The organism is Sphingomonas sp. PvP018, from assembly GCF_017876865.1.
Taxonomy (GTDB): Bacteria; Pseudomonadota; Alphaproteobacteria; order Sphingomonadales; family Sphingomonadaceae; genus Sphingomonas; species Sphingomonas aerolata.
In genome coordinates this window covers 3,857,501-3,879,037 of sequence record NZ_JAGIOU010000001.1, presented here as the reverse complement: position 1 = coordinate 3,879,037, position 21,537 = coordinate 3,857,501, and the positions used below count along the sequence as shown (strand labels likewise).

Annotated in this window: 19 protein-coding genes, 1 tRNA gene and 2 rRNA genes (1 of these 22 running past the window's edge); 8 read left to right on the top strand and 14 right to left on the bottom strand. The window is 58.9% G+C overall.

Annotated features, from left to right (window positions below; genetic code table 11):
• Window positions 1-10: 10 nt before the first annotated feature.
• Entirely contained in the window at window positions 11-349 is a 339-nt protein-coding gene (locus J3A66_RS17510; RefSeq protein WP_209570227.1) for a UrcA family protein, read from the bottom strand.
• Window positions 346-840, bottom strand: coding sequence for a periplasmic heavy metal sensor (locus J3A66_RS17505; RefSeq protein WP_209570226.1), 495 nt, complete (start codon window positions 838-840; stop codon window positions 346-348). Before J3A66_RS17505 ends, J3A66_RS17510 begins: the two co-directional genes overlap by 4 nt.
• 219 nt (window positions 841-1,059) lie before the next feature.
• On the opposite strand from J3A66_RS17505, the gene J3A66_RS17500 reads away from it, so the two are divergent.
• The 6 genes from J3A66_RS17500 (at window position 1,060) to J3A66_RS17475 (ending at window position 7,653) form a co-directional block, all read left to right on the top strand.
• Window positions 1,060-1,305: a hypothetical protein gene (locus tag J3A66_RS17500; RefSeq protein ID WP_209570224.1), complete on the top strand. Its 246-nt coding sequence runs from the start codon at window positions 1,060-1,062 to the stop codon at window positions 1,303-1,305.
• A gap of 867 nt (window positions 1,306-2,172) precedes the next feature.
• Entirely contained in the window at window positions 2,173-2,463 is a 291-nt protein-coding gene (locus J3A66_RS17495; RefSeq protein WP_209570222.1) for a hypothetical protein, read from the top strand.
• A 274-nt stretch (window positions 2,464-2,737) separates the two neighbouring features.
• Window positions 2,738-3,058 carry a recombinase family protein gene (locus J3A66_RS17490; RefSeq protein ID WP_245336861.1) on the top strand — a complete coding sequence of 107 codons (321 nt, stop codon included), beginning with the start codon at window positions 2,738-2,740 and terminating at the stop codon, window positions 3,056-3,058.
• A 289-nt stretch (window positions 3,059-3,347) separates the two neighbouring features.
• Window positions 3,348-4,514 carry a hypothetical protein gene (locus J3A66_RS17485; protein WP_209570220.1) on the top strand — a complete coding sequence of 389 codons (1,167 nt, stop codon included), beginning with the start codon at window positions 3,348-3,350 and terminating at the stop codon, window positions 4,512-4,514.
• Between the two features lie 458 nt (window positions 4,515-4,972).
• Window positions 4,973-5,779: a hypothetical protein gene (locus J3A66_RS17480; RefSeq protein WP_192142143.1), complete on the top strand. Its 807-nt coding sequence runs from the start codon at window positions 4,973-4,975 to the stop codon at window positions 5,777-5,779.
• Window positions 5,780-6,195: 416 nt separating this feature from the next.
• A complete protein-coding gene (locus J3A66_RS17475; RefSeq protein ID WP_209570218.1) occupies window positions 6,196-7,653 on the top strand; it encodes a serine hydrolase domain-containing protein in 1,458 nt (485 codons plus the stop codon).
• Between the two features lie 803 nt (window positions 7,654-8,456).
• On the opposite strand, the gene J3A66_RS17470 is transcribed toward J3A66_RS17475, so the two are convergent.
• The 6 genes from J3A66_RS17470 to J3A66_RS17445 all read right to left on the bottom strand — a co-directional run bounded on the left by J3A66_RS17470 (window position 8,457) and on the right by J3A66_RS17445 (window position 14,287).
• Window positions 8,457-9,527, bottom strand: coding sequence for a glycosyltransferase family 4 protein (locus tag J3A66_RS17470; RefSeq protein ID WP_209570216.1), 1,071 nt, complete (start codon window positions 9,525-9,527; stop codon window positions 8,457-8,459).
• A gap of 93 nt (window positions 9,528-9,620) precedes the next feature.
• Window positions 9,621-10,283 (bottom strand): HD domain-containing protein, encoded by a 663-nt coding sequence (locus J3A66_RS17465; protein ID WP_209570214.1) that lies wholly within the window; start codon window positions 10,281-10,283, stop codon window positions 9,621-9,623.
• Window positions 10,284-10,377: 94 nt separating this feature from the next.
• A complete protein-coding gene (locus J3A66_RS17460) occupies window positions 10,378-11,205 on the bottom strand; it encodes an alpha/beta hydrolase (protein WP_209570564.1) in 828 nt (275 codons plus the stop codon).
• A 206-nt stretch (window positions 11,206-11,411) separates the two neighbouring features.
• On the bottom strand, window positions 11,412-11,801 hold the full coding sequence (locus tag J3A66_RS17455; protein ID WP_209570212.1) for a VOC family protein: 390 nt from the start codon (window positions 11,799-11,801) through the stop codon (window positions 11,412-11,414).
• A 109-nt stretch (window positions 11,802-11,910) separates the two neighbouring features.
• Window positions 11,911-12,636 carry a YafY family protein gene (locus J3A66_RS17450; protein WP_192142133.1) on the bottom strand — a complete coding sequence of 242 codons (726 nt, stop codon included), beginning with the start codon at window positions 12,634-12,636 and terminating at the stop codon, window positions 11,911-11,913.
• An 823-nt stretch (window positions 12,637-13,459) separates the two neighbouring features.
• Window positions 13,460-14,287: a DUF5694 domain-containing protein gene (locus tag J3A66_RS17445; RefSeq protein ID WP_209570210.1), complete on the bottom strand. Its 828-nt coding sequence runs from the start codon at window positions 14,285-14,287 to the stop codon at window positions 13,460-13,462.
• A gap of 481 nt (window positions 14,288-14,768) precedes the next feature.
• Here J3A66_RS17445 and J3A66_RS17440 point away from each other — a divergent pair, with 481 nt between their 5' ends.
• Window positions 14,769-15,434: a hypothetical protein gene (locus J3A66_RS17440; protein WP_245336860.1), complete on the top strand. Its 666-nt coding sequence runs from the start codon at window positions 14,769-14,771 to the stop codon at window positions 15,432-15,434.
• 263 nt (window positions 15,435-15,697) lie between these two features.
• Here the strand turns inward: J3A66_RS17440 and J3A66_RS17435 are convergent, their stop codons facing one another.
• The gene (locus tag J3A66_RS17435) at window positions 15,698-16,201 is read right to left on the bottom strand and encodes a YcxB family protein (RefSeq protein ID WP_209570208.1); all 504 of its coding nucleotides are present in this window, start codon (window positions 16,199-16,201) and stop codon (window positions 15,698-15,700) included.
• A 280-nt stretch (window positions 16,202-16,481) separates the two neighbouring features.
• Here J3A66_RS17435 and J3A66_RS17430 point away from each other — a divergent pair, with 280 nt between their 5' ends.
• Window positions 16,482-16,694, top strand: coding sequence for a hypothetical protein (locus tag J3A66_RS17430; RefSeq protein ID WP_192142126.1), 213 nt, complete (start codon window positions 16,482-16,484; stop codon window positions 16,692-16,694).
• Between the two features lie 51 nt (window positions 16,695-16,745).
• On the opposite strand, the gene J3A66_RS17425 is transcribed toward J3A66_RS17430, so the two are convergent.
• From J3A66_RS17425 to J3A66_RS17405, 5 genes are all read right to left on the bottom strand, one after another.
• The gene (locus tag J3A66_RS17425) at window positions 16,746-17,030 is read right to left on the bottom strand and encodes a hypothetical protein (RefSeq protein WP_192142124.1); all 285 of its coding nucleotides are present in this window, start codon (window positions 17,028-17,030) and stop codon (window positions 16,746-16,748) included.
• Window positions 17,031-17,036: 6 nt separating this feature from the next.
• On the bottom strand, window positions 17,037-18,146 hold the full coding sequence (locus J3A66_RS19365; protein WP_245336859.1) for a hypothetical protein: 1,110 nt from the start codon (window positions 18,144-18,146) through the stop codon (window positions 17,037-17,039).
• A gap of 886 nt (window positions 18,147-19,032) precedes the next feature.
• Window positions 19,033-19,109: transfer RNA gene (locus J3A66_RS17415), tRNA-Met, on the bottom strand.
• An 82-nt stretch (window positions 19,110-19,191) separates the two neighbouring features.
• Window positions 19,192-19,306: ribosomal RNA gene (gene rrf, locus J3A66_RS17410) — 5S ribosomal RNA — on the bottom strand.
• 183 nt (window positions 19,307-19,489) lie between these two features.
• Window positions 19,490-21,537 (bottom strand): 23S ribosomal RNA (locus J3A66_RS17405) (it continues 749 nt past the right edge of the window).

Here is a 21,537-nt window from a genome sequence, read left to right as displayed (position 1 = left end):
TCGCGTGCCGTCAGCGACCTGTGTCGACCACGAATGCCGCGATCTCGACCGCTTCTGCCGCATGGGCGGCAGCAATCTGGTCAAGTTGAGCCGAAGCACGGGCTATGGCAGTTCGAGTACAGCGCATCTCGCTCAGGTTCATCGCCAATGGCAAAACACCCTGGGTGGCGCATACCCGACGCGCTGCTCCATGGATGCGCCTCTGAAGGGTTGCCCGGCCGGCTTCGCCGCGTAGATCGAGATCGGCAACGCTGACGCGTTCTATCAGGGTCTGGCTTGACGGCGACGTCAGCGGCGCGGCGTCGCCTGAGACGGCCAGTATGCATATGCCAACCAAAAAGGGGCTCACAGCCCTGCTCCCTTGTGATGGACCGCTTTGAGATGAGCAGCCAATCGGACGCGCTGTGATGGTGTCAGCACCTCGGCCGCGTCGGCCAGCCCTTGGACGATCCGCCGCGAGGCCCGGTCCGCCTGCTGCACCTGCTTGACACGCAATGGCTCCAACCCGGCGCGATCGATCGACGGCTGCAACAGCAGGATGTATGTACGTTGGTGCGCGGTCAGGAACTCTGCGTGAAAGGCATCCAGATCGGTATGGACCGAATTGGCGATTAGCTTCAGCTGGGCCCTTTGCTTGGGTGTGCCGTTAGGCAGAAGTTGCGTTAGCATTTTGTTGAAGTGCGCGTCGTTGATCGCAGGATCCGCTGTTGCCGAATGGCCAGGCGGCCCGTGTAGGGGCGGTACCGCCGAGGCTAGGCCAGCACCGGCGATCGCTGCGGTCCCGGCCACGACGGCCAGCAGCCCGGCAACCGTCCGGCGTCGTTGAAAATATCGGTTCATTGCACAGCGCTCCATCCAATTCAGCCGACGAACTATTCGTTGGCCGGTCTGCAATGGCAGCGCGCCTTGGCTTCAAGATGTGTACCGAGTAAAGTTTTGCAAACGTCGGCCAATTGGTGGCGACACACCTTTATCGAACTCACTGACCGCCCTGTAGCTCTTCTTTGGGCTCGACCCATATGCGACGATATCGTCGCGGCATTCCTTGCAGGGTATGAGGTGGAGACGCAGCGCCTGGAGACCGAGACGGTCAGCATCCGCCCGGATCGTGAAGTCGGACTCGCGAATCTCGACCGGCAGATCGGCCTTGCGAAGATGGAGAAGATGGTCCGCTTCACGGTCGTGCTCCGCCCTCACGCGGCCCAGCTCGTTGCCTGGTATTCGGAACGGAAGGATCCCGACGTGCCGATCGATCCGACAATCGATCTGTCGAGCATCGCTACGGCGTCGCATCGACCACGGTGAACGAATGCCAAATTTGGGCAGGCACGTTCCAGCGCTCCGGCTTTGACCAGACCTGATTCCACCATCTTAGCTATGGGGCGAGTTGGTCTTAATATTCGCACTACGCGCTGGCATAATAACGACGACAACCCCAAAGCTTTGGCTTCGGGGTTGTCGTAGGATTTGGTTGCGGGGACGTGCAGCCACTTTGATTTGTTAACCCACGGTCGTTGCTGACGCCATTTTCGGCTCAATTTATAATGTACGCCATCATCACTTTAGGCCGACTCATAATACTGGCATAGTTAGCAGCTTCGCCGGTGCCGTAGCATAACGTGGGACTTTGAGTCAGCGCGTGGATCATCCGCTGGTACTGAATCGATTGGACTAGGTGCTGCGCATCTTCCGCAAGCCTGCTCCCGCAGCAGCATTTAGAAGCGCGTTCACCGCGACAGGCATCACCAGCGTACCGCCGCTGGTGCATCGACTACGTATCTCGTGATTGCCCTCCAAATGTATAGGCTGAGCAAGCGATTCACGCGGGTACGGCAGACACATCTCTAATGTGTTCAATCTCGCGGTTGCCGACCCTACTTGAACGGGATTTTTGTTCCAAACCACGTGCTCAATCAGGGTACATCCGGATTGACGATAGGCGTGACTTCCCGCCCTTTTGGTAGGTGACGGAAAACCTCAAGATTTTGGTTTCCGCACAGTCGAACGAAGCGACAGGGTTTGTCGCATGTGCCACGCGTAGGCTTGGGCAATCCTGGGCGCCTGACCTTCCGCCTGACGACAATCATGTGTTTTCCGACAGGGCGTGGGGTAAAAGCTGCCCGGCCGCTCACGCCCACTTGCAGTCATTCAATCGTTACGAGACAGTGGTGCATGCGATGGACCGACCTGCCTACTGCCCTAGTAATTTCGTTATGGGGCTACCTATTGTATGCGGGCATCGGCGGCTTGTGCGATATTAAAGCGCAGCATGTTCCCGGCTATCCAGCTTCCGGTCAAATGATCTTATATGCTGGCGTGCCGGTGCTGGCGCTCCTTTTTTTAATGGGAGCAGTCGTCCTTTCCCGTAAGGCACGCTGGTTTTATGATCTCTATCCATTTACAGTGGGTTTAGTCGCGTTCCTGATTTTTCCTGTTTTAATGTTTTGGGGTGGTGGCGTCTAAGCGGCAGAGGGTGTGGACGGCAGCTTTCCACCAATCGCGGACATCGGTTTGATCGTCCACCTTTACGCAGATGCTGCTACGAAGCGATCAGACATGAGCTACCAGACCGACCGTCGAAGCCGAACACGAGCCATCACCGTATACGGGATCGGTTTGGCTAGGGGCGAAATGACACCCTAAGCGGTGGTGCTCTTGGGCCAGAGGTATTCGCCGGTGAACAGAATGTGCGCCCAACCCGCTGTCGGGCTGCCTGTCGGTAGTCGCGATGTGCGGCATGACCTTCGAGGTCGATACGCCGCACGGCCGGATGATGGCAACGATGCTGGCTGGCATCGCGCAGTTCAAGCGCGACATGCTGAGCGAGCGAGTTCGCTCGGGACTCGCCGCGGCACGGGCGCGGGGCCGGAAGCTTGGGTGGCAGGTTGGCTACCGCCCTAAGTCCGATCGCTTGGCACCCAAGGTGCTGGCGCTCATTCCCGAGAGCCGCGGTTATCGCTGGATCGCCCGCGATCTCAGTCTCAGCAAGAACGCCGTCGCTGCGATCGTCGGGCGGGCGCGGATGGAGACGGCTCCCGATATCGAAACGGCGGAATAAGCGGTACCCTCCGGATATCATTGAGAGCGGCATTAAGACACTTCTCGCTCTTTGAACTGACCCGAAGCTTGGCCAAAGGAGTCCTTTGATTGACCTATCAGCAGGGGCTTCGAGCAGGGGCCGGTCGAGACAAACTGATGCCGACTAGACGTGCGTTGGAAGACGATCCATCTTCGGCATCGGGATTATGAGGAGCAGCCGAATGAGAGTGGCTATAGGGCTGGCAATCGTCTTTGCTACGCCGCTTTGGGCGCAAGTGCCCCAGCCCGGTGGCCCGGTGGTTACTGCAATGGCTGCGTACGACAATGGTCGCTATTTAGAAGCAACCGACAAACTCGCCGCTGCCGCGTTCGATACGGACGGTAAAGCTACTGACGAATACGCGTTCCAGATGTGGGAGCAGGTCAGCTCGGCGGTCACCAACGAGCTTGATCTGGCAACGCTCGACAAGTCTCGGCCGCCTAGACCCGCTGACACCGATTGGGACAAGGCAATCGCGGGTTCAGTCGGGCGTGACGCGATCGCGGAGATTGTTCGCCGCGCGCGAGACACGGGCATCGTGATCCTCAATGAAGCGCATAGCCACCCGCGCGATCGTGCCTTTGCCTGGCGGGTCGCGCAGGCGCTGCGCCCGTTGGGCTATTCGGTGCTTGCGGCGGAGACGTTCGACAACGAACCCCCTTATGCTGGTAAGCCGACCCTTGTGGAACGGCTCGCCAACGATCGCTTCGTCCGGATCAGCACCGGCTTCTATACCCGTGACCCGGTATATGCCGCGTTTCTGCGCAACGCACTCGCTATCGGTTACGAGCCGGTGTCATATGAACAGAACAGCCTACAGCGGCCCAAGGGACGTCTCCCACGACGCCAAAGCATCGAAGCGCGAGAACAGGCCGAGGCGGATAATCTAACCGCAATCCACCGGCGCCTGCCTACAGCCAAGCTTCTGATCTATGTAGGCCACAGCCACGTTGCCGAGGCAGCGCTTGATGAAGATAACGGTGGCAAGATCGAGTGGATGGCCGCACGGCTAAAGCGAATGACCGGCATTAACCCGCTGACAATCGACCAGACCACCGTGACCGAGGTGCAAGCCTCTACTCGCCAGTCTTATTATATGGCAGCCGCGCGCGTGAAAAATAGCGACGGTATCCTGTTCGAGGGCGACCGGCCGTTGGTGCTCGGGCAATATGCCGGGGCGGTTGACCTGCAAGTCGTCCACCCTCGACGCACCTATCGCTATGGCCGTCCTTCCTGGTTAGGCGATCTTGGTGGCGAACCGTTGTCCATTCCCAAGACGCTTATTCCAACCGATGGACACCGGCTCGTCCAAGTTTTTGCTGCAACCGCACCTACCGATGCGGTTCCGCTAGATCAGTTTGTCGTCCGCGCCGGATCGCCCCCCGCCATGCTAATTGCCCCCCGGGGGCCGGTCCGTTTCGTCAACCAACCATGACAGCGACGGATCCATTCACGTGTCTAGACGGGCTCGACCGGCCTACCATTCGGCTTAGGGTGTCATTTTGCCCTTAGCCGGGACCGCCCCCTATACGTGGCCCTTCTTTGCGTTGGCGCGGCGCTAGGCTTCCTTGTCAGGCTCGACGTGATTACTGACCATATCCTCTGGTAGCAGCGGCCGACGGCCGTTCGAAGGTCCGCAATCCACCAAGTCGTGCCGTTCTGAGGCTCCTGGGCCGACCCACTCACTCCGAAGTCGACCGACTGCGATCCGACGTCTGACAAGCATGCTCGGCAGCCTCAGCCGCTAGCACGAACAACGCGTCGCCAAGACGTCCTCAAGCGTGAGCCCCTGCCAAGGTTATCGGTTTCAGAGCGCCTTAACTTGATAGAACAATGCTTGACGCAAATCCCCATGCATCCGATGGTGATTGAAATTGCAGGGAGAGCGCACCGATGAAGCTGCTTGTTACGGGCATTGCCCTGATCGTGCTCGCCGGATGCAGCCGCGCCCCGGAGGGCAGCGCAGGTGAGCCCGACGTCGCCGGCAACGCGATCGCTGGCGTGGCATTCGACTACAGCTATTCCTTGGTCTTGCCCTCGACGCGCATAGGGGATCTGCAGGAGGACCATGCCCGCGCGTGCGAAAGCCTCGGTACCGCGCGCTGTCGCATAACAGGGTTACGTTATAGCGTTGACCGCCAAGGCGACGTGAACGCCAGCTTGGCGGTCAAGGTCGCGGCGTCGATCGCCCGGACCTTTGGCCGCGACGGCGTCAAGCGTGCCGAGAGCATGGGCGCGACACTAACCGGCGCCGACATCAGCGGTACCGACGTTGCCTCCGAGGCGGCCGTCACGACCCTTCAACAGGCCGATCTGGACAGCGACCGTGCGCGCATCATGCGGGAACTCGCCCGCCTTGACCTCTCGCCACGCGAGCGCACCGAACTTCTCCGTCAGCAGGCGGCGCTTGCAGAACCCGTTCGTGCCGCCGCGGCCCAAGCGGCGACGCAGCGCGAGAGCCTGGCCAACACGCCGATGACCTTCGCGTATCGGACCGGCCGGGGAACGGGGTTGATCGACCGGTTCCGCGATGCCGGCGATACCGCGCTGGGCTCGATCGGCCTGACGCTCGCCGCTCTGCTCTGGGTCGTAGCCGGACTTGGGCCGCCATTCCTCGTGCTAGCGCTTGTATTCCTGTTGTGGCGTCGATGGGGCCGTCGTAGGTGGGGTGCGCTAGTCGAGCGCGCCGACCCTTCATGACGGTCTTGACCGTCAGGTTGCTCCCCTAACGTCTCGGTCCTTCTGCAAGGGGCCGGGCCGCTTCCCGCCGATTCCGGGCATTCGACTTTCGCCCAAACCCGGACGTTCAGGCTGGCGATCCGGGCGCCCAATAATAACGGCCATTCGTTCAGCGCGATCTTTCCCGTTTCTCCGTCTCCGATTGGCTATTTCGGGAAAGAGAAATTGGGAACAGATTTTGGGAAAGCGAAACCCGCAGGCGTTCGTCAGCGCGATCGAGGCGGCGAGACTCCCCGATCTACGTTCGCTTTCGGGAAAGCCGGCTCGACCGCTATCGCTAAAACCGGCCGATCAATAGATCGTCGATCGTCAGAATCGCTGGCACAGAAGCTTCAAACCAATCAGGATACACCCAACCACAACAAAAAGGCTGGTGGATGCTCCTTCCTATTCTCGCGATGATGTTAGCTTCTACGAGCCCTTCGGAGCCATCTTCGTCGTTGCCAATCTGCAACGGAGTTGAACCGACTGCTGGAACTCAACCTCCCTCAATTGTTTCCGCGCTACGGATGTCTGAAGCTTGGTTCCAAGCTTCTAAAACGGCGAATGACGCCGATTACATCGCCTTAATCAATGATCGAGGACCAAAGATTCCTGGCGGCCCGGCCGAGTGGTTGGAAATGAGGAGTTTTCTCGGCAACCTTCAACTCTGCGGTGTAAAGTCCGTTGATAGCAACAACCTATACAATTGGGTCTTTGATAAGAACGCAGATTCATTCGCAGTTACACAGTTCAGAATTAATGCAACTATCTCGGAAAACCCTGAATTCGTCGGCGTATTTCTAACTGACGAAGCACCACTTGGCTACGTGAGACCAGAACCGCTCACGTCTCGTATGCTTGTCAAAGCTGTGGAAGAGCGTGTGGGCGGCAAAGCGGCTAAAGACCATTTTTCGGGCGCAGTGCTGATTTCTCATTCGGGACGCATACTTTTTCAAATGGCGTATGGTTTAGCGGATAAAACGAACCACAAACCAAACACTCTCGATACGCAGTTCCGCTTCGGTTCGATGGGTAAGATGTTCACGGCCGTAGCCATAATGCAACTGGTTCAAGACAATAAGATTGACTTGGATGCTCCCATTGGTCGCTACTTGACCGGTTATCTAAACCGGAACGTTGCCACGAAGGTCACTGTTGCTCACCTCCTTACACACACGGGCGGAACCGGTGACATCTTTGGGCCGGAATTTGATAGACGAAAAGGTTCACTGCGCAATCTGAAGGATTACGTCGCGCTGTATGGTTCGCGTGCATTAGAGTTCGATCCCGGCAGTCGCTCCTCGTATAGCAACTATGGCTTCATCCTGCTGGGCCGAATCGTTGAGACCGTTTCTGGGCTGAGCTACGATGACTACACCCGACGATATGTATTCGCGCCAGCCGGAATGACGTCGACGGGTAATGATCCTGAGCGTTCAATCTTACCTCGTCGGGCCATGAGTTATATGGGGTCTGGTACTAAAATCTCGCGAGCGGATGATACCCTTCCGTTCAGTGGTACGTCCGCTGGAGGAGGCTATTCGACAGTAGGTGATTTCAATAGGTTTGTTAACGGTCTGACTTCCTACCAGCTACTGCGACGTGAAACGTTTCAGAGGTTAAAAGACGGTGGATTGAAAACTAGCGGCGGGCATTTTACCCATTTTGATTTCGGTGGATCAGTGGCAGGGATCGGCCCGTATATTGGTCACGGTGGCGGAGCACCCGGCATGAGCGGTTCGTTATTCCACTTCTTGCAGAACGGCTACACGATCGTCGTACTGGCCAACCGCGATCCCGGCACTGCCAAAAGCATCTCTAATTTTACGGCGCACCGCTTGCCCGCTAATTAAGCCGCCGAACCGCAAGGAGCGTCTGATTCCAGTCAACCCGGACATTCCCGAAATCCGCCCCTTTTTGGGAAGGGCGGCAGCTGCCTAAGGTCGGCTATCGCTACCCGCCCTCCCGAAAGCAGCCGGTCCGTTGACCACCATTTATCGTCATTCATCGTTTGGGTGTGCGGAAAACCCGGTCGTAATCACGACTATGCGACAAACAGGTGATTTCGGACAGCGTACCAAGCACTCCGACCATTCCGGAGTGCCGCAAACTTACCGTTTTCCGACACCCTGCAGATCACCAGAGTTCTTGCTTTACCCCGAGGTCCCTGCCGCTGCTCAGTAGCTTTGTCGGAAAGGTTGTGTTTTTCGACAGGGTGCAGGCCAAAAGCTGCCCGGCCGCTCACGCCCATTCCTTGCCATTCCCGGCCGCCAGCGCGCTTACTTATTGCGGACGTTCGCTCAGCAAGACACGATGATATTGCCGCCCCTTCTAGCCGAAGGCGTCATCGGTCATCTCACGGCAGCGCTACCGATCGCGATACGAAGGCCACGGCGCGATGCGGACGGTAGTTCGATCACGCCCAGCACAGCCGGCTGGTCGACCAACAAACGCGCACGCGATTTTAAGCCCCAGGACACAATGCCCACCCGATCTCGCCGTAGCTCGGGCTGCTACCCGAACGCTGTATTCGTTCAATAATGTAGGTCAGTGGCTTGATACGCTCGAGTGTAGATGGTGACAGGCCAACATGTGCCCTTATCGATAATGTAGACCCGCAGCTCCCTCGGGGGGGTAGGGGAATATGACAATAATTCTAGTCTAGACTTAACGAGGTGCGTACATTCTCCAGGGCCTGCTCCCCTCTAATCAGAAAGTTTTGGTAGCTAAACCTTTCAGCCACAAAATCATGCGCAGCGCTTCCTATCCGTGCGGCCTTTTCCGGATTGCTGAATATCTCGAATATGCGCTCAGCAAGCGAGCTAGGATTATTTTTCTCGGCTATCCAACCCGTCTTATCGGGGATAACACTATTTTTTAGTTCACCGACGGGCGTAGTAAGAACCGGCAGTCCAGCGTGCATCGCTTCGTGGGCAGCTATGCAAAGTCCCTCGTTTCGCGAGGGCTGAATGTAGCCGTGCAACTGTGCAAGGAATTCAAATGGGTCGCTACGATACCCGGAGAATTTCATGTTGGCGACGCCACGGTCCTTCGCCAGCTTTTCTAGCGAAGCTCGTTGTTTTCCATTGCCGGCAATTTCGAATGAGACTCGCGATGCCACCTCGGGATAGCGCTCAGACAATATCGCCAACGCTTCGATTAATACGTCGTACCTCTTATTCTTATGGAGCCGTCCCAGGCTCCCAAAACGAAATATACCGTTCCCGTCCCACATTCTAGCGCGAGGTTGCTCAGAATCAGCGTAGAACAGTGGCCATATGTCAACGTCTCTTGGCTCCAGGCTCAGCGACGATACCGCAAAGTCAGCAGCGGCCGTTGAGTCCGCGACCCACCGCTTCGTAAACCGTTTTGTAACACGTAGAATACGTCGATTAGACGGTTTCAAAAAAGCGTTGTGCTGCCAGGCGACAACTGGTGTTCCCGTGATTACGCCGGCAATTTTCCCGTAAACAGTAGCTTGGATCATGGAAGTCCAGATCACGTCAGGCTTTTCCTGCCGGCACAGACTGAGCAGTCCACGCATTGGCTTAGCATGCTGATGTAACCGGTCACCGATGAAACGGTAACGGATGCCAGCTTCGCTAAGCCGATTGCAAGCCGCAATGCCTTTACCAATGACCGCTACCACCTCGACAATATGACCTAAGTCTTGCATTGCCTTTACAACCTCCGCAATTGGCAGCGCAGCTCCAAACCCATCAAGCATTGTAACTAAGTATATAATTTTGATAAGCGAGCGCCCTGACAAATTCTGATCTGAACTGCGATTCCGAGCACAGTCCAAGGCGAGGGGCTCGCATCACTCAGCGTAGGGACCTGCGGCTATGGCATCGACCCAGGAGGGCGCAGCATAGCCCGGCACGTACCGCTCTCCGAAATCGCGGATAAAGGTGTCGTAAGTGGTTTCCGGTTTGGTTTCTGCCAGATGCAGCGCGCAAGCGGCGAAGGCGCGTTTCATGTCGAGCCGTGGGACCGCCGAGACGACCGCGGCGATCTCGGTCGGGCCAAGTATCGCGTAATCGGCGGTGCCGAAATCGACGCCGATCCCGCGCGACGACAGCGCAACCTCGGTCTCCTTGAACAGGCTGATCGAGTGGGTGGCGTGCAGCGCGATGCCGTCCCACACCAATTGCGCACGGCGATCGTCGAACCCCAGGTCGCGGACGAAGGCGCGAGCGAGGTTGGCGCCGTTGACCTCGAAGCGATGCGGGCCCTCGCCGTGCGGCGTGAAACCCATGTCGTGCAGCAGGGTCGTGACCGCCACGATCTCCGCATCGAAGGGTTCGGCGCGCCGCGCACCGATCTTGGCCGCGAAGATCCAGGAACGTGTGGCGTGGTTGAACAGGACCGGGGACATGCGCGCGCGGGCAAAGTCGAACGCCTTGAGGATGGCCGGGGTCTCGGCAAGCTCGGCGAAGCGCTCGCGCAATTGCCCGTGCGACAGGGTGATGACGGTGGACATGACAGGTCTCCCGCGCGCGCAAGAGGCGGCGCCGTGGTGGAAAGGACGGTCGTCGGAAAGCGGGCGGGATACGACTCCCGCCCGCCGCCAAAGCTCACTGCCGGATGAACGCCAGAATATCGGCGTTGATGACGTCGGCGTGCGTCGTCGCCATGCCATGCGGATAGCCCGGATAGCTCTTGAGCGTGCCACGGCGCAGCAGTTTGACCGCGCGTGCCGCAGTGCCGGCGATCGGCGCGATCTGGTCGTCCTCGCCGTGCAGCACCAGCACAGGCTGCTCGATCGCTTTCAGGTCGGCGGTGAAGTCGGTTTCCGAGAAGGCGGTGATGCAGTCATACTGCGCCTTGATGTCGCCCGTCATTCCCTGGCGGAACCAGTTGTCGATCACCGCCTGCGACGGCACCGCGCCAGGCCGGTTGTAGCCATAGAAAGGGCCGCTCGGAAAATCGCGGTAGAATTGCGCGCGATTGCCCGCGACCGCGGCACGGATGCCGTCGATCACCGCGGCCGGGACGCCGTCGGGATTGGCCGCGGTCTTCATCAGCACCGGCGGGATCGCGCCGATCAGCACCGCCTTCGCCACGCGACCGTTGCCGCCGTATCGCGCAACATAGCGCGCCACTTCGCCGCCGCCGGTCGAATGACCAACATGGACCGCGTTCTCCAGGCCTAGCTGCGCGGCGACCGCGGCAACATCGGCGGCATAGCTATCCATGTCATTGCCGGTCGCGCTGGGGCTCGACCGACCGTGGCCACGACGGTCGTGCGCGACGACGCGGAAGCCCTCAGCCGCGAAGAACATCATCTGCGTGTCCCAATCGTCGCCGCTCAACGGCCAGCCGTGATGGAACATGATTGGCTGCCCCTCGCCCCAGCTCTTGTAGAAGATGCTCGTGCCGTCCTTGACCGTAATCGTGCCCATCGTCTTTTCTCCGTCAGTGTTCAGGGTTGCGCGGCGAACGGCGCCGTCACTCGAAGCGGCGAGCGCCACGCCGGCGGCAACCGCGCCACCGACGAGAAGCGCGCGCCGCGTCGGCACCGCAAAGGTCAGGCCGTTCGTGTTGGCTTCAGAGATTGTCATGGGTGCCCCCCCTTGGTCGAGCGCGCGCTAGCGCGGTTTGGTCACGGCTATTCGACCTGACCGGTCTTGTTGACGACTTCGATGTCGTGGCCGTCCGGATCGAGGATCCAGGTGGCGAAATAGCCGGGGAAATAGTGGAGCTGCGGGCCCGGCGCCGTCCTCACCCCAGCACCCGCCGCGACGGCGGCAGCGTGGAATGCGCGGACTTTGTCCTGACTGGAGGCGACCAGGCCGACGTGCACGGCGTCCGGCTGCGCCGCGCCCTCCTTCAGCCACAGGAACCACGATCCGTTGGTGCCGAAACCCTTCAGCTGCGGGTGGCCTTCCTGGGCTGGGAAATCGGTCACATCGGTGAGGCCGAGCGGCTTCAGTGCTGCCTCGTAGAACGGCACGGACCGTTCGAAACTGGAAACGGTCAGGATCACATGGTCAATCATCGCGGGTCACTCCGGAAGCGGTATCGGGTGACCTCCAGATAGTCGCACCCCCTGACAGATTGTGTCAGGAGCGACGTGCGCGGGGCGCTGCTTTCCAAGAATTCAGCTATCAGTGACTATCATCGCCACCGTCGGCGAATTGGCGTGCGGCATCGTCATCGATCTGGCTTCGCCACCTGCGCAGCAGGGCATTGCGGCGTTCCGGATAGCGTTCCTGCAACGGCTCGGCCGCGGAGATGCGATCGGTGCGGAAGGTGCGAAAGGCCTGGCGTGTTTCGCACCAGGCCACGACGACGCGCGCTTCCTGCATGAACCCCAGCGCGATCGGCCAGACGATCCGATTGCTCTCCGCACCCTGTGCGTCGCGATAGGCGATGCGCAGTTTCAGCCGCTTGTCGATGCTCGACCGAAGCACGGCATAATCCACGAGATTCTCGGGAAATGCCGGACCAACCGGCCCTGGCAGCGAAATCGGCTCTTGCAGCGTCTCCCGCGCAGCGACCGAGAGCACGGACGCGATCTTGGCCGCTGCATCGCGCGCCGCCGCCTTCAGCACTTCGTCGCCGAATTGATTCACATACTTCAGACCGAGCACCACCGCCTCGGTCTCTTCGTTGCTGAACATGAGCGGCGGGAGAAACATCCCTTCTCGCAGGACATATCCGACGCCCGCCTCGCCAAATATTGGGGCTCCTTGAGCGGTAAGCTCTGCAAGATCACGATAGAGGGTACGTTCCGATACCCCCATTTCCTGCGAAAGAGACAGCGCGGTGACGGGCTGTTTCTTGCTACGAAGAATTTGCAACAGTTCGAAGAGTCGGCCGGTTCTCGCCAAGATCGCAGCCCCCTTCATTGTGCTCGAGAATGCCGAGACAATCATGATGGATAAAGACGGCTCGTGACAGAATGCGGCAGGAGCGTCGAGCCGCGGATACTGCCTTCGCAATCGGGGTACGCAATGCGGTTCGAAGCGAAGGTTGACCGGCACCACCTAACGGCGCTCGAAAGTGTCGACTCTGGTCACTGCATGGCTTTGAACAGTTGCCCGCTTTCGGGGTCGCTCCTGATTAGCATGAACGTCATGAAGCGACCATGCCGCCGATGGCCTCCTGCGTGCAACCTGATTGGCCGTCTTCGGCACGGCCGGACGTCAGCCCATACTAACATGTACGACCGGTTCTGTTCGCTAGCCACCACCCCGTCTCCGTTGATGAACGGCAGTTATCGCTTCTGCCTAACCGAAGGAGGTCAGGCAGAAGTCCACCAATGTCCGACATTCAGCGAGCCGGATCAACGAATGACCGCTAACGACCAAAGTCGGTCATTCGAGGCTTGTCCCGCCGATCCCGAAAGCCGCCGTTCGTGATGCGAAAATCAAAAGTTTTGCATCAGCCGGCTTGGGTAAAGATCAATCATTTTCAATCTCAGCTGCACCAGCGAGCGGCATAGGTTGAGGGCCGGGTGGAGGTGAGACGAGCAATAACCCGTCATCATCGGGACGACGTGGGCGTCGACGCAGCAAATTCCGTAGACGTTGAGCGATCTCTTTCCCGAGCGCCCTTTGAGTCGTCGCACGTGTAGCGGGCCCATTAAGATCTTTGAACGGCATCACTGTCCTCGTTCAGGTTCGTGTTCTATAAATTAAGTCCCACCAATCCCTACTTGGCCAAGCAGCGCGAGCGAGTGGGTGGGGGCAACGCAGCATTTGTATTAGCGACCTCAAAGCCCATACCGGTCCCGTAGCGTCGCAATAGGTCTGCATGGCCCGCCCCGAACACCGCAACTGTGCGATCGCCCGGTTCACCTGCGATGCGCCGTAGGTTACCAGCGATCCGGAGATTACGCGCATGCCACGCACCGACCCACGCTGCGCCGGGATTGTTCACAGCGTCGCCAAAATTCGCAATACGAAAGTAAAGGCTGTCGTCCCATGCGACATATGCCGGCGAATTTAGGTCGCGCAGCCAGTCTGCGATTGGTCGGCAGCGGTTCAGCGCGTCCCGCGCATCTGTGCGTTGCTGTCCGTCGGCGGTGAGCTTGGCTAACTCGTCGGACCGGCCGTGCGCGGTAAGCCATTTGCCGAAATCATAGTCGTCGTCCGTGCCTGGCGCCTCTTCCAGCCAGTTGACTGCATCAACCCGAGGTAGGTTCAACATCACGGCAAGTCGCAATCCTATCTGGTCTACCTCGTCGGAACTGAGGACGTATCGGCCAGCGCGATAGGCGGCGTAGCGCTCGTCGAGGGAAGCTTGTTTGGTGGTGGACCACTCAACCGCGACATGGTTCGGTCGTGTTGCCGCCAGTGCGGTAACCAGTCGCTCTATCTCGCGCTGCCGCGCGGGCGTGAGCACGTCCTCTACATTGGCGTTCACAATATCGCGGTGATGGTTCGCGAAATGCGGGACTCCTAACACTAGTAGGTACGGCTGGGCCGATGTCGCAGTTGCCGAAGATAGCATGGTGGTAAGAAGCCAGCGGACCAACATGGCAAGTCTTCTCGTGCATCGCTGTGCTATATCAGCAATACACAAGGTGCAACGGCGATTGATGCAAAACTCATGGATTGCGCATCAGCCGAAGAACTGCAGCAAACCGCGGGATCCGGCGATGCAAAACACTGATGCATCCGGGATACCCGTTCGGCCGGTTTCCTGGGGTCCGGCTTCCAAAACGGAAGGTCCGCTTTCCACCAGAAACGGCCATTCCGCTTGCGCCCAATCTTTGACATACGGCTTGATTTCCCGACTTCCTGGAAGCCGCCATTCGTGTTGCCTAAGCGCTCATCATATTATGTCGAGTACATGAAGTTCATCACTCTCAATCGCGCGTGCGCCTTCCCGCTCATTTAAGCGGGCCGGTTTCGGCTCACTTGGCGGCTTTCGCTGCCCGATGACCCACGCCTTTTTGTGAGAAGTTATGTGAAAACATTCAGATCCTGTGCTTAGCGCAGATGATATCACCTCTTTCATGCGCGACGGCTTGGTCCGTATCGATGAGGCCTTTAGCGAGCATATCGCAGAGCAGGCCCGCGCGATCCTGTGGGAAGCCACCGGTTGCGACCCAGATGATCGTTCATCATGGACCCGACCGGTCGTGCGCCTAAACCAGTTCAGTCAAGCTCCGTTCCAGGAGGCAGCGAATACGCCAAAGCTGCGCACGGCGTTCGATCAGCTTGTCGGCACTGGCCGCTGGTTTCCTCGTGACCGCCTTGGAACCTTTCCGGTCCGCTTCCCCTCCGAGGGCTCACCCGGCGACGATGGCTGGCACATTGACGTCAGTTTCGGGGACGAACACCCCGACTTTATGGAGTGGCGCGCCAATATAAGCAGCAAGGGACGAACTCTGCTGATGCTGTTCCTATTTTCGGACGTTGGTGTCGATGATGCCCCAACCCGTATTCGTCTCGGCTCGCATGCCGACGTTGCAAGGCAACTCGCGCCGGCAGGCGAGGCTGGCCTGACCCTTCGCGAGCGCCGCCGATGGGTTTGCCGGGTCGGCGAATCGGCGGGAAGCATTAGCTGTGGGCAAGGCTGGCACGGTATATCTGGGCCACCCGTTTCTCGTGCACGCCGCGCAACAGCATCGTGGAACAGAACCGCGATTCATGGCTCAACCGCCCCTGATGCCGCGTGAGCCCATCTCCCTATGTCGGCTCGACGGAAACTATTCTCCAGTGGAACAGGCAATCCTGAACGCGATCTCGCCCCGATAGGAGATTTGAGCGGCCCGTCTGCTTCAAGCTCGCGAGGGGGAGAAGCGGACAGTCTGCTAACCACCACCTATTGCCGTTCAGACCCTTCGTGGGCGTCCATCGTGCCTAAAAGCCGACCGGCAGCTATCGGGCGGGAAAGCTGCCAGTCCGCAAGCGCCCAATAGCGGTCATCGAACGGCTCGTATCAAGTCTTCAGAACTTTGGCTGCGTCTGGGCTGCGGTCTTGTGCGGCTGAGGGCATCAGAGACATGGCTTGGGCGATGAAATTTCGCTCGTGCTCGCGAGTAGCGAAGAAGCGACGCGGCAGCACCATCGCGCTGCTCTGAACTAGGAACACCCAATATTTCCGCGTCAGATAGAGGTCCGTGACGCAGGACCAGCGCGCAATCGTTGTAAGGTCTGCCAAATCATAGACTATGGCTTCGGGCGTGAGCCGGAGGGTGAGTTGCTGTTCGTAGGTCTGACCCCGCTCGGTGAGCGCTCTGCGCATTAAAGGCGCCGACGCGAGGCGGACTATGAGCCCTCCTACCATGAGACCGACGATGGCGAATTCCACCGGCAACACGGCGACCAGCCATGAACCGGACGTCCATGCCCCCACCGAGACGCCTAAGGCGCACATCCAGATTACGAGGATTAACATGGTCTGTCGTGGCGACAAGCCTCGCCGAGCCTTGATATAGGCCATTGCGGCGGAGCTTTCCCCGGCAGCCAAAACGCCCGTAGTTTCCACCCTGCTCTCCCCAACGCGGCTCTGCAGCGAACGCGATAAGCCGTTTGCCACGTCGACCTAAATTTGCATCAAAGTCGCTTCATGACAACGTCCGCTTGCCACCAGGTCGCGACAATCGCGATCAGCAAGGCGGACCCTGAAAGCGGCTGGTCCGCAGTCGCCCAATAGCGGACGTTCCAGCCAGGTCCTGACCCGCACGCTAGCGCCCATCCGGATCGGCGCGTAAACTGCGGCCATGGAAACCGCTTATGTCTTGCACCACGTCCGCTCTGACGATGAGCACGGCGACGACGCCAAGCTGATCGGCGTTTATAGTTCGCCGTCCCGAGCGGAGGCGGCGGCGAAAAGGCTGCGGCAAGCGCCGGGGTATTGTGACCACCCCGCTGGCTTCACAATCGATCCCTATCCGATAGACGAGGATCACTGGCGCGACGGCTTTGTCTGCTGACGCCCAATTTAGGACGTTCGCGATGATCCCCGTAACCGGCACGGAAGCTGCTTATTGTGCTGCCCGAGCGTAGATGATGGCACCGCTGTCGCTATCCTCGACCGTGCCAATTTCGGTTGAAAAGAAGGAGTATTTTCCGGCGTCAGCGCTCAAGCCAACGCCTCCGACTGTCGCGTAGTGATCCCACTCAACCGCAGAGGGAAGATCGGCGATCTCAACCCGCCGCACCCTCATGGGCTCGCCATCAACGGTAGTGATACACGTTCTGCTGCCGTTGCGAGAAAGCAGCATGCGAACGAGATCTGCCTCGGCCGTGGAATGATCAATAAGCCTCATAAGGCATCATAAGCCTGTCCGCTTGCGGCTGTATGTCCGTTTTCCACCAATATGAGCAGCGACAGACCGGCCAATACCAGCTTTAGCGATGCGGCCTGGCAACCATGTGGGAAGGTCGGAGTCGGAGTGACGCCGCGCGCCCCAGATGGCGTGGATGCCGTCGCAGCCGCCCTCCCCGCTCCACGATCTCGCGCTGGACCTCGCGCGTCTGCTGGCGCGGCAGCAGACGTCACCGAAAAAACAGGTCGCCCTGAAATCGGGTAAGCGACCATCATGACGACCTTCCTTGCGAATGCAGGAAGCACGAATGGAGGAAAGATGAAGCGGTGTGCGATATATGCGCGGTATTCGACGGACAAACAGGACGTGCAGTCGATCGAGACGCAGCTGATGATGTGTCGGCGTGAGGTCGCGCGTGCGGGCTGGCATGAGGTGTTGTGCTTCACAGACGCAGCGGAGTCGGCGGCTACGATGCACCGCCCCGGTATGAAGGCGCTGCTGGCGGCCGTTGCCGCAGGCGGCGTCGACATCGTCTACGCCGACGCCATGCACCGGCTGTCGCGCAGTCAGGCCGATATCGCGACGCTGTTCGACCTTCTCAACTTTCGCGGCATAGTCCTGGCGACGCGCAAGGAAGGCATAGTCACGCCGCTGCACATCGGCATGATCGGTACGATCAACGCCGAGCAGCTGAGCGCCACCAGCGACAAGACCCGCGATGCGCTGGTGCGTCGTCACGCGATGGGAAAGAACCCCGGTGGTTCTGCGTACGGCTATGAGAAGCGCATCGAGCACGACGGCAATGGCGAACGCATCCGCGGCCTGCAGCAGATCGTGCCCGCCGAGGCCGCGGTGGTGGTCCGGATCTTCGAGGACTATGCGGCCGGCCTGTCGCCCATCGCCATCACGCGGCGCCTCAATGCCGACGGCGTACCTCCCCCGCGTAGCGGCAAAGCCAGCAGACATCCGCTCGGCAAGGCCGCGGCCTGGACGCCGAACACGCTGACCGGCAATGCCGCACGCGGCACCGGCATCCTCAACAACCCGCTGTATGTCGGCCGACGGCCGTACGGCAAACAGACGTATCGCAAGAACCCGGAAACGGGCAAACGCCATGCCTTTGTCAACACGGAGGACAAACGATCCGATGACGTCGAGTCCCCGGCCCTCGGCATCGTGCCCATCGAGCTATGGGATCGGGTCAAATTCCGCCAGGCTACGCTATCGCGCGGGCCGAAACAGCGTACCGAGATGGCTGGCCTGCCCTTCTTCGCGCAACAGCGCCCGCGATATCTGCTGACCGGCAAGATGACCGGCGGCAGCTGCGGTGCGAGCTATGCGAAATCTGGCAAGACCCGGTTCGGCTGCCAGGGCGCCGCCAAGAAGGGCCCCACCTGGTGCAACAACCGGCTGACGATCCGCCAGGACGAACTCGACGCACGCGTGCTGGCGGGCTTGTCGAGCGAGATGCTACGTGACGACGTGGTTGCAGCGTTCCTCTTGGAATATGAGGCAGAGACCCGTCGACTGACGGCGGAAACGGTCAGCGCCCGCCCCGAGCGGGAAGCCGAACTGGCCAATCTCGATCACCAGCTCGGGTACGCCAAGGCGGCTATCCTCAAAGGCGTGGACGCGACGGTGTTCGTCGACGAGATGAGGATATGGACCGAGCGACGCAAGGCCCTGCTCGCCGAACTGGAACTTACCGAACAGGAGACCGCACAGATGGTTTCCCCGGAACCCGAGCTGCTTAACCCGGACCTGGGCCGCTTGTACCGCGAGAAGGTCGAACAGCTCACCGCTGCCTTCGAGGACGACGCGCTGAAGGCGCAGGCGTTCGAACGGTTGCGCGCGCTCATCGAGGCTGAGGTGCTGACTCCGAAAGACGGAGATCTCGCCATCGACTTACGCGGCGAGCTGGCGTCGATGCTGTCGCTGTGCGCTGAGCCAGAAACGCAAAAAGCCTCCGCGGGGATTCCCTCAAAGGCGTTGCAAATGAAGATGGTTGCGGGGACAGGATTTGAACCTGTGACCTTCAGGTTATGAGCCTGACGAGCTACCGGGCTGCTCCACCCCGCGACGGTCCGGTTAGGGACGTAAGGGTAGATGAGATTGTGAATGGGTTTTGATATCGTGTGATGCATGTCGCACGGGCTTCAATGCCTGGCGACGACCTACTCTTCCATCGCTTGAGCGATAGTACCATTGGCGCAGGCGGGTTTCACGGCCGAGTTCGGAATGGGATCGGGTGGGACACCGACGCTATAGCCACCAGGCAATGGAGCCGGTGCGACATACGTCACTGTGATATCTGGGTTTTAAAATCGATACCGTGCAAGGTTTGTATTGTGGTGACCAATCCCTCGACGGCGAGGGGATTGGCGATCTGGCGTCGTCTTAATCATCCGCACCGTCTCTGACGCTGGGTTACCCAGTGTTGTCATTGATGGTGTGAGACTCTCAAGCGCGAATAGAGCAATTAGTATCGGTTAGCTCCATGCGTTACCGCACTTCTACATCCGATCTATCAACGTCGTGGTCTCCGACGGCTCTATGAAATCTTATCTCGAGGGAGGCTTCCCGCTTAGATGCTTTCAGCGGTTATCCCGTCCATACATAGCTACCCAGCTGCGCTCTTGGCAGAACGACTGGTACACCAGAGGTATGTTCAACCCGGTCCTCTCGTACTAGGGTCAACTCCTCTCAAATTTCGACGCCCACGGCAGATAGGGACCAAACTGTCTCGCGACGTTCTGAACCCAGCTCACGTACCACTTTAATTGGCGAACAGCCAAACCCTTGGGACCTGCTCCAGCCCCAGGATGTGATGAGCCGACATCGAGGTGCCAAACAACCCCGTCGATATGAGCTCTTGGGGGTTATCAGCCTGTTATCCCCGGCGTACCTTTTATCCGTTGAGCGATGGCCCTTCCACGAGGGACCACCGGATCACTATGACCGACTTTCGTCTCTGCTCGACTTGTCAGTCTCGCAGTCAGGCGGGCTTATGCCATTGCACTCTAACAGACGGTTTCCGACCGTCCTGAGCCCACCATTGCGCGCCTCCGTTACTCTTTAGGAGGCGACCGCCCCAGTCAAACTACCCGCCACAGAGGGTCCCTGTTCCGGCTTACGGAACGAGGTTAGACATCAGAAACAAACAGGGTGGTATTTCACCTATGGCTCCACATCAGCTGGCGCCGATGCTTCAAAGCCTCCCACCTATGCTACACAGTTTCTTCCTAATGCCACTCTGAAGCTGCAGTAAAGGTGCACGGGGTCTTTCCGTCTAACCGCGGGTACTCCGCATCTTCACGGAGAATTCAATTTCGCTGAGCATGTCCTGGAGACAGTGGGGAAGTCGTTACGCCATTCGTGCAGGTCGGAACTTACCCGACAAGGAATTTCGCTACCTTAGGACCGTTATAGTTACGGCCGCCGTTTACCTGGGCTTCATTTCAGAGCTTGCACCCCTCCACTTAACCTTCAGGCACCGGGCAGGCGTCAGGCCCTATACGTCGTCTTGAAGCCGACTTAGCAGAGCCCTGTGTTTTTGCTAAACAGTCGCTACCCCCTGGCCTGTGCCCCCTCAAAGTGCTTGCGCATAGTGAGGGCCTCCTTCTTCCGAAGGTACGGAGGCAATTTGCCGAGTTCCTTCAGGACACTTCTCTCAAGCGCCTTGGTATACTCTACCTGACCACCTGTGTCGGTTTCGGGTACGGTCTATACGGTGGGGCTATTTCCTGGAACCATTTCGAAGCCATCCCAATCCGATAAGGGATGACAACACACATGATCCGTCACACACCACCAGGCCCACGAATATTAACGTGGTTCCCATCGACTACCCCCTTCGGGCTCGTCTTAGGGGCCGGCTCACCCTGCGCGGATTAGCCTTGCGCAGGAACCCTTGGTCTTTCGGCGAGAGGGCATCTCACCCTCTTTATCGCTACTCATGTCTGCATTCGCACTTCCGATACCTCCACGACCCATTACCAGATCGCTTCACAGGCTTACGGAACGCTCCGCTACCGCGTACCACATAAGTGGCACACCCTAAGCTTCGGCACGTATCTTGAGCCCCGTTACATCTTCGCCGCAGGACCTCTTGTTTAGACCAGTGAGCTGTTACGCTTTCTTTAAAGGATGGCTGCTTCTAAGCCAACCTCCTGGTTGTTTTGGAAGTCCCACATGCTTTCCCACTTAGATACGATTTGGGGGCCTTAGCTGTAGGTCAGGGCTGTTTCCCTTTTGACGACGGACCTTAGCACCCGCCGTCTGTCTCCCGCATATCACTCTTAGGTATTCGGAGTTTGGTTAGGTTTGGTAGATCTCGCGACCCCCTAGCCCATCCAGTGCTCTACCCCCTAAGGTGTTCGTGCGAGGCACTACCTCAATAGTTTTCGCGGAGAACCAGCTATTTCCCGGCTTGATTGGCCTTTCACCCCTAAACACAACTCATCCGGTAACTTTTCAACGTTAATCGGTTCGGACCTCCAGTGCATGT

Excerpts from the sequence above, each read along its gene's own strand:
- J3A66_RS17445 (WP_209570210.1), bottom strand. The coding sequence starts at position 14,287 with ATGTTGGTCCGCTGGCTTCTTACCACCATGCTATCTTCGGCAACTGCG.
- J3A66_RS17505 (WP_209570226.1), bottom strand. The coding sequence starts at position 840 with ATGAACCGATATTTTCAACGACGCCGGACGGTTGCCGGGCTGCTGGCC.
- J3A66_RS19365 (WP_245336859.1), bottom strand. The coding sequence starts at position 18,146 with ATGGCGTTTGCCCGTTTCCGGGTTCTTGCGATACGTCTGTTTGCCGTA.
- J3A66_RS17455 (WP_209570212.1), bottom strand. The coding sequence starts at position 11,801 with ATGATTGACCATGTGATCCTGACCGTTTCCAGTTTCGAACGGTCCGTG.
- J3A66_RS17465 (WP_209570214.1), bottom strand. The coding sequence starts at position 10,283 with ATGTCCACCGTCATCACCCTGTCGCACGGGCAATTGCGCGAGCGCTTC.
- J3A66_RS17460 (WP_209570564.1), bottom strand. The coding sequence starts at position 11,205 with ATGGGCACGATTACGGTCAAGGACGGCACGAGCATCTTCTACAAGAGC.
- J3A66_RS17470 (WP_209570216.1), bottom strand. The coding sequence starts at position 9,527 with ATGCTTGATGGGTTTGGAGCTGCGCTGCCAATTGCGGAGGTTGTAAAG.
- J3A66_RS17425 (WP_192142124.1), bottom strand. The coding sequence starts at position 17,030 with ATGAGGCTTATTGATCATTCCACGGCCGAGGCAGATCTCGTTCGCATG.
- J3A66_RS17475 (WP_209570218.1), top strand. The coding sequence starts at position 6,196 with ATGCTCCTTCCTATTCTCGCGATGATGTTAGCTTCTACGAGCCCTTCG.
- J3A66_RS17495 (WP_209570222.1), top strand. The coding sequence starts at position 2,173 with ATGCGATGGACCGACCTGCCTACTGCCCTAGTAATTTCGTTATGGGGC.
- J3A66_RS17485 (WP_209570220.1), top strand. The coding sequence starts at position 3,348 with ATGGCTGCGTACGACAATGGTCGCTATTTAGAAGCAACCGACAAACTC.
- J3A66_RS17440 (WP_245336860.1), top strand. The coding sequence starts at position 14,769 with ATGCGCGACGGCTTGGTCCGTATCGATGAGGCCTTTAGCGAGCATATC.
- J3A66_RS17490 (WP_245336861.1), top strand. The coding sequence starts at position 2,738 with ATGACCTTCGAGGTCGATACGCCGCACGGCCGGATGATGGCAACGATG.
- J3A66_RS17480 (WP_192142143.1), top strand. The coding sequence starts at position 4,973 with ATGAAGCTGCTTGTTACGGGCATTGCCCTGATCGTGCTCGCCGGATGC.
- J3A66_RS17430 (WP_192142126.1), top strand. The coding sequence starts at position 16,482 with ATGGAAACCGCTTATGTCTTGCACCACGTCCGCTCTGACGATGAGCAC.
- J3A66_RS17435 (WP_209570208.1), bottom strand. The coding sequence starts at position 16,201 with ATGGCCTATATCAAGGCTCGGCGAGGCTTGTCGCCACGACAGACCATG.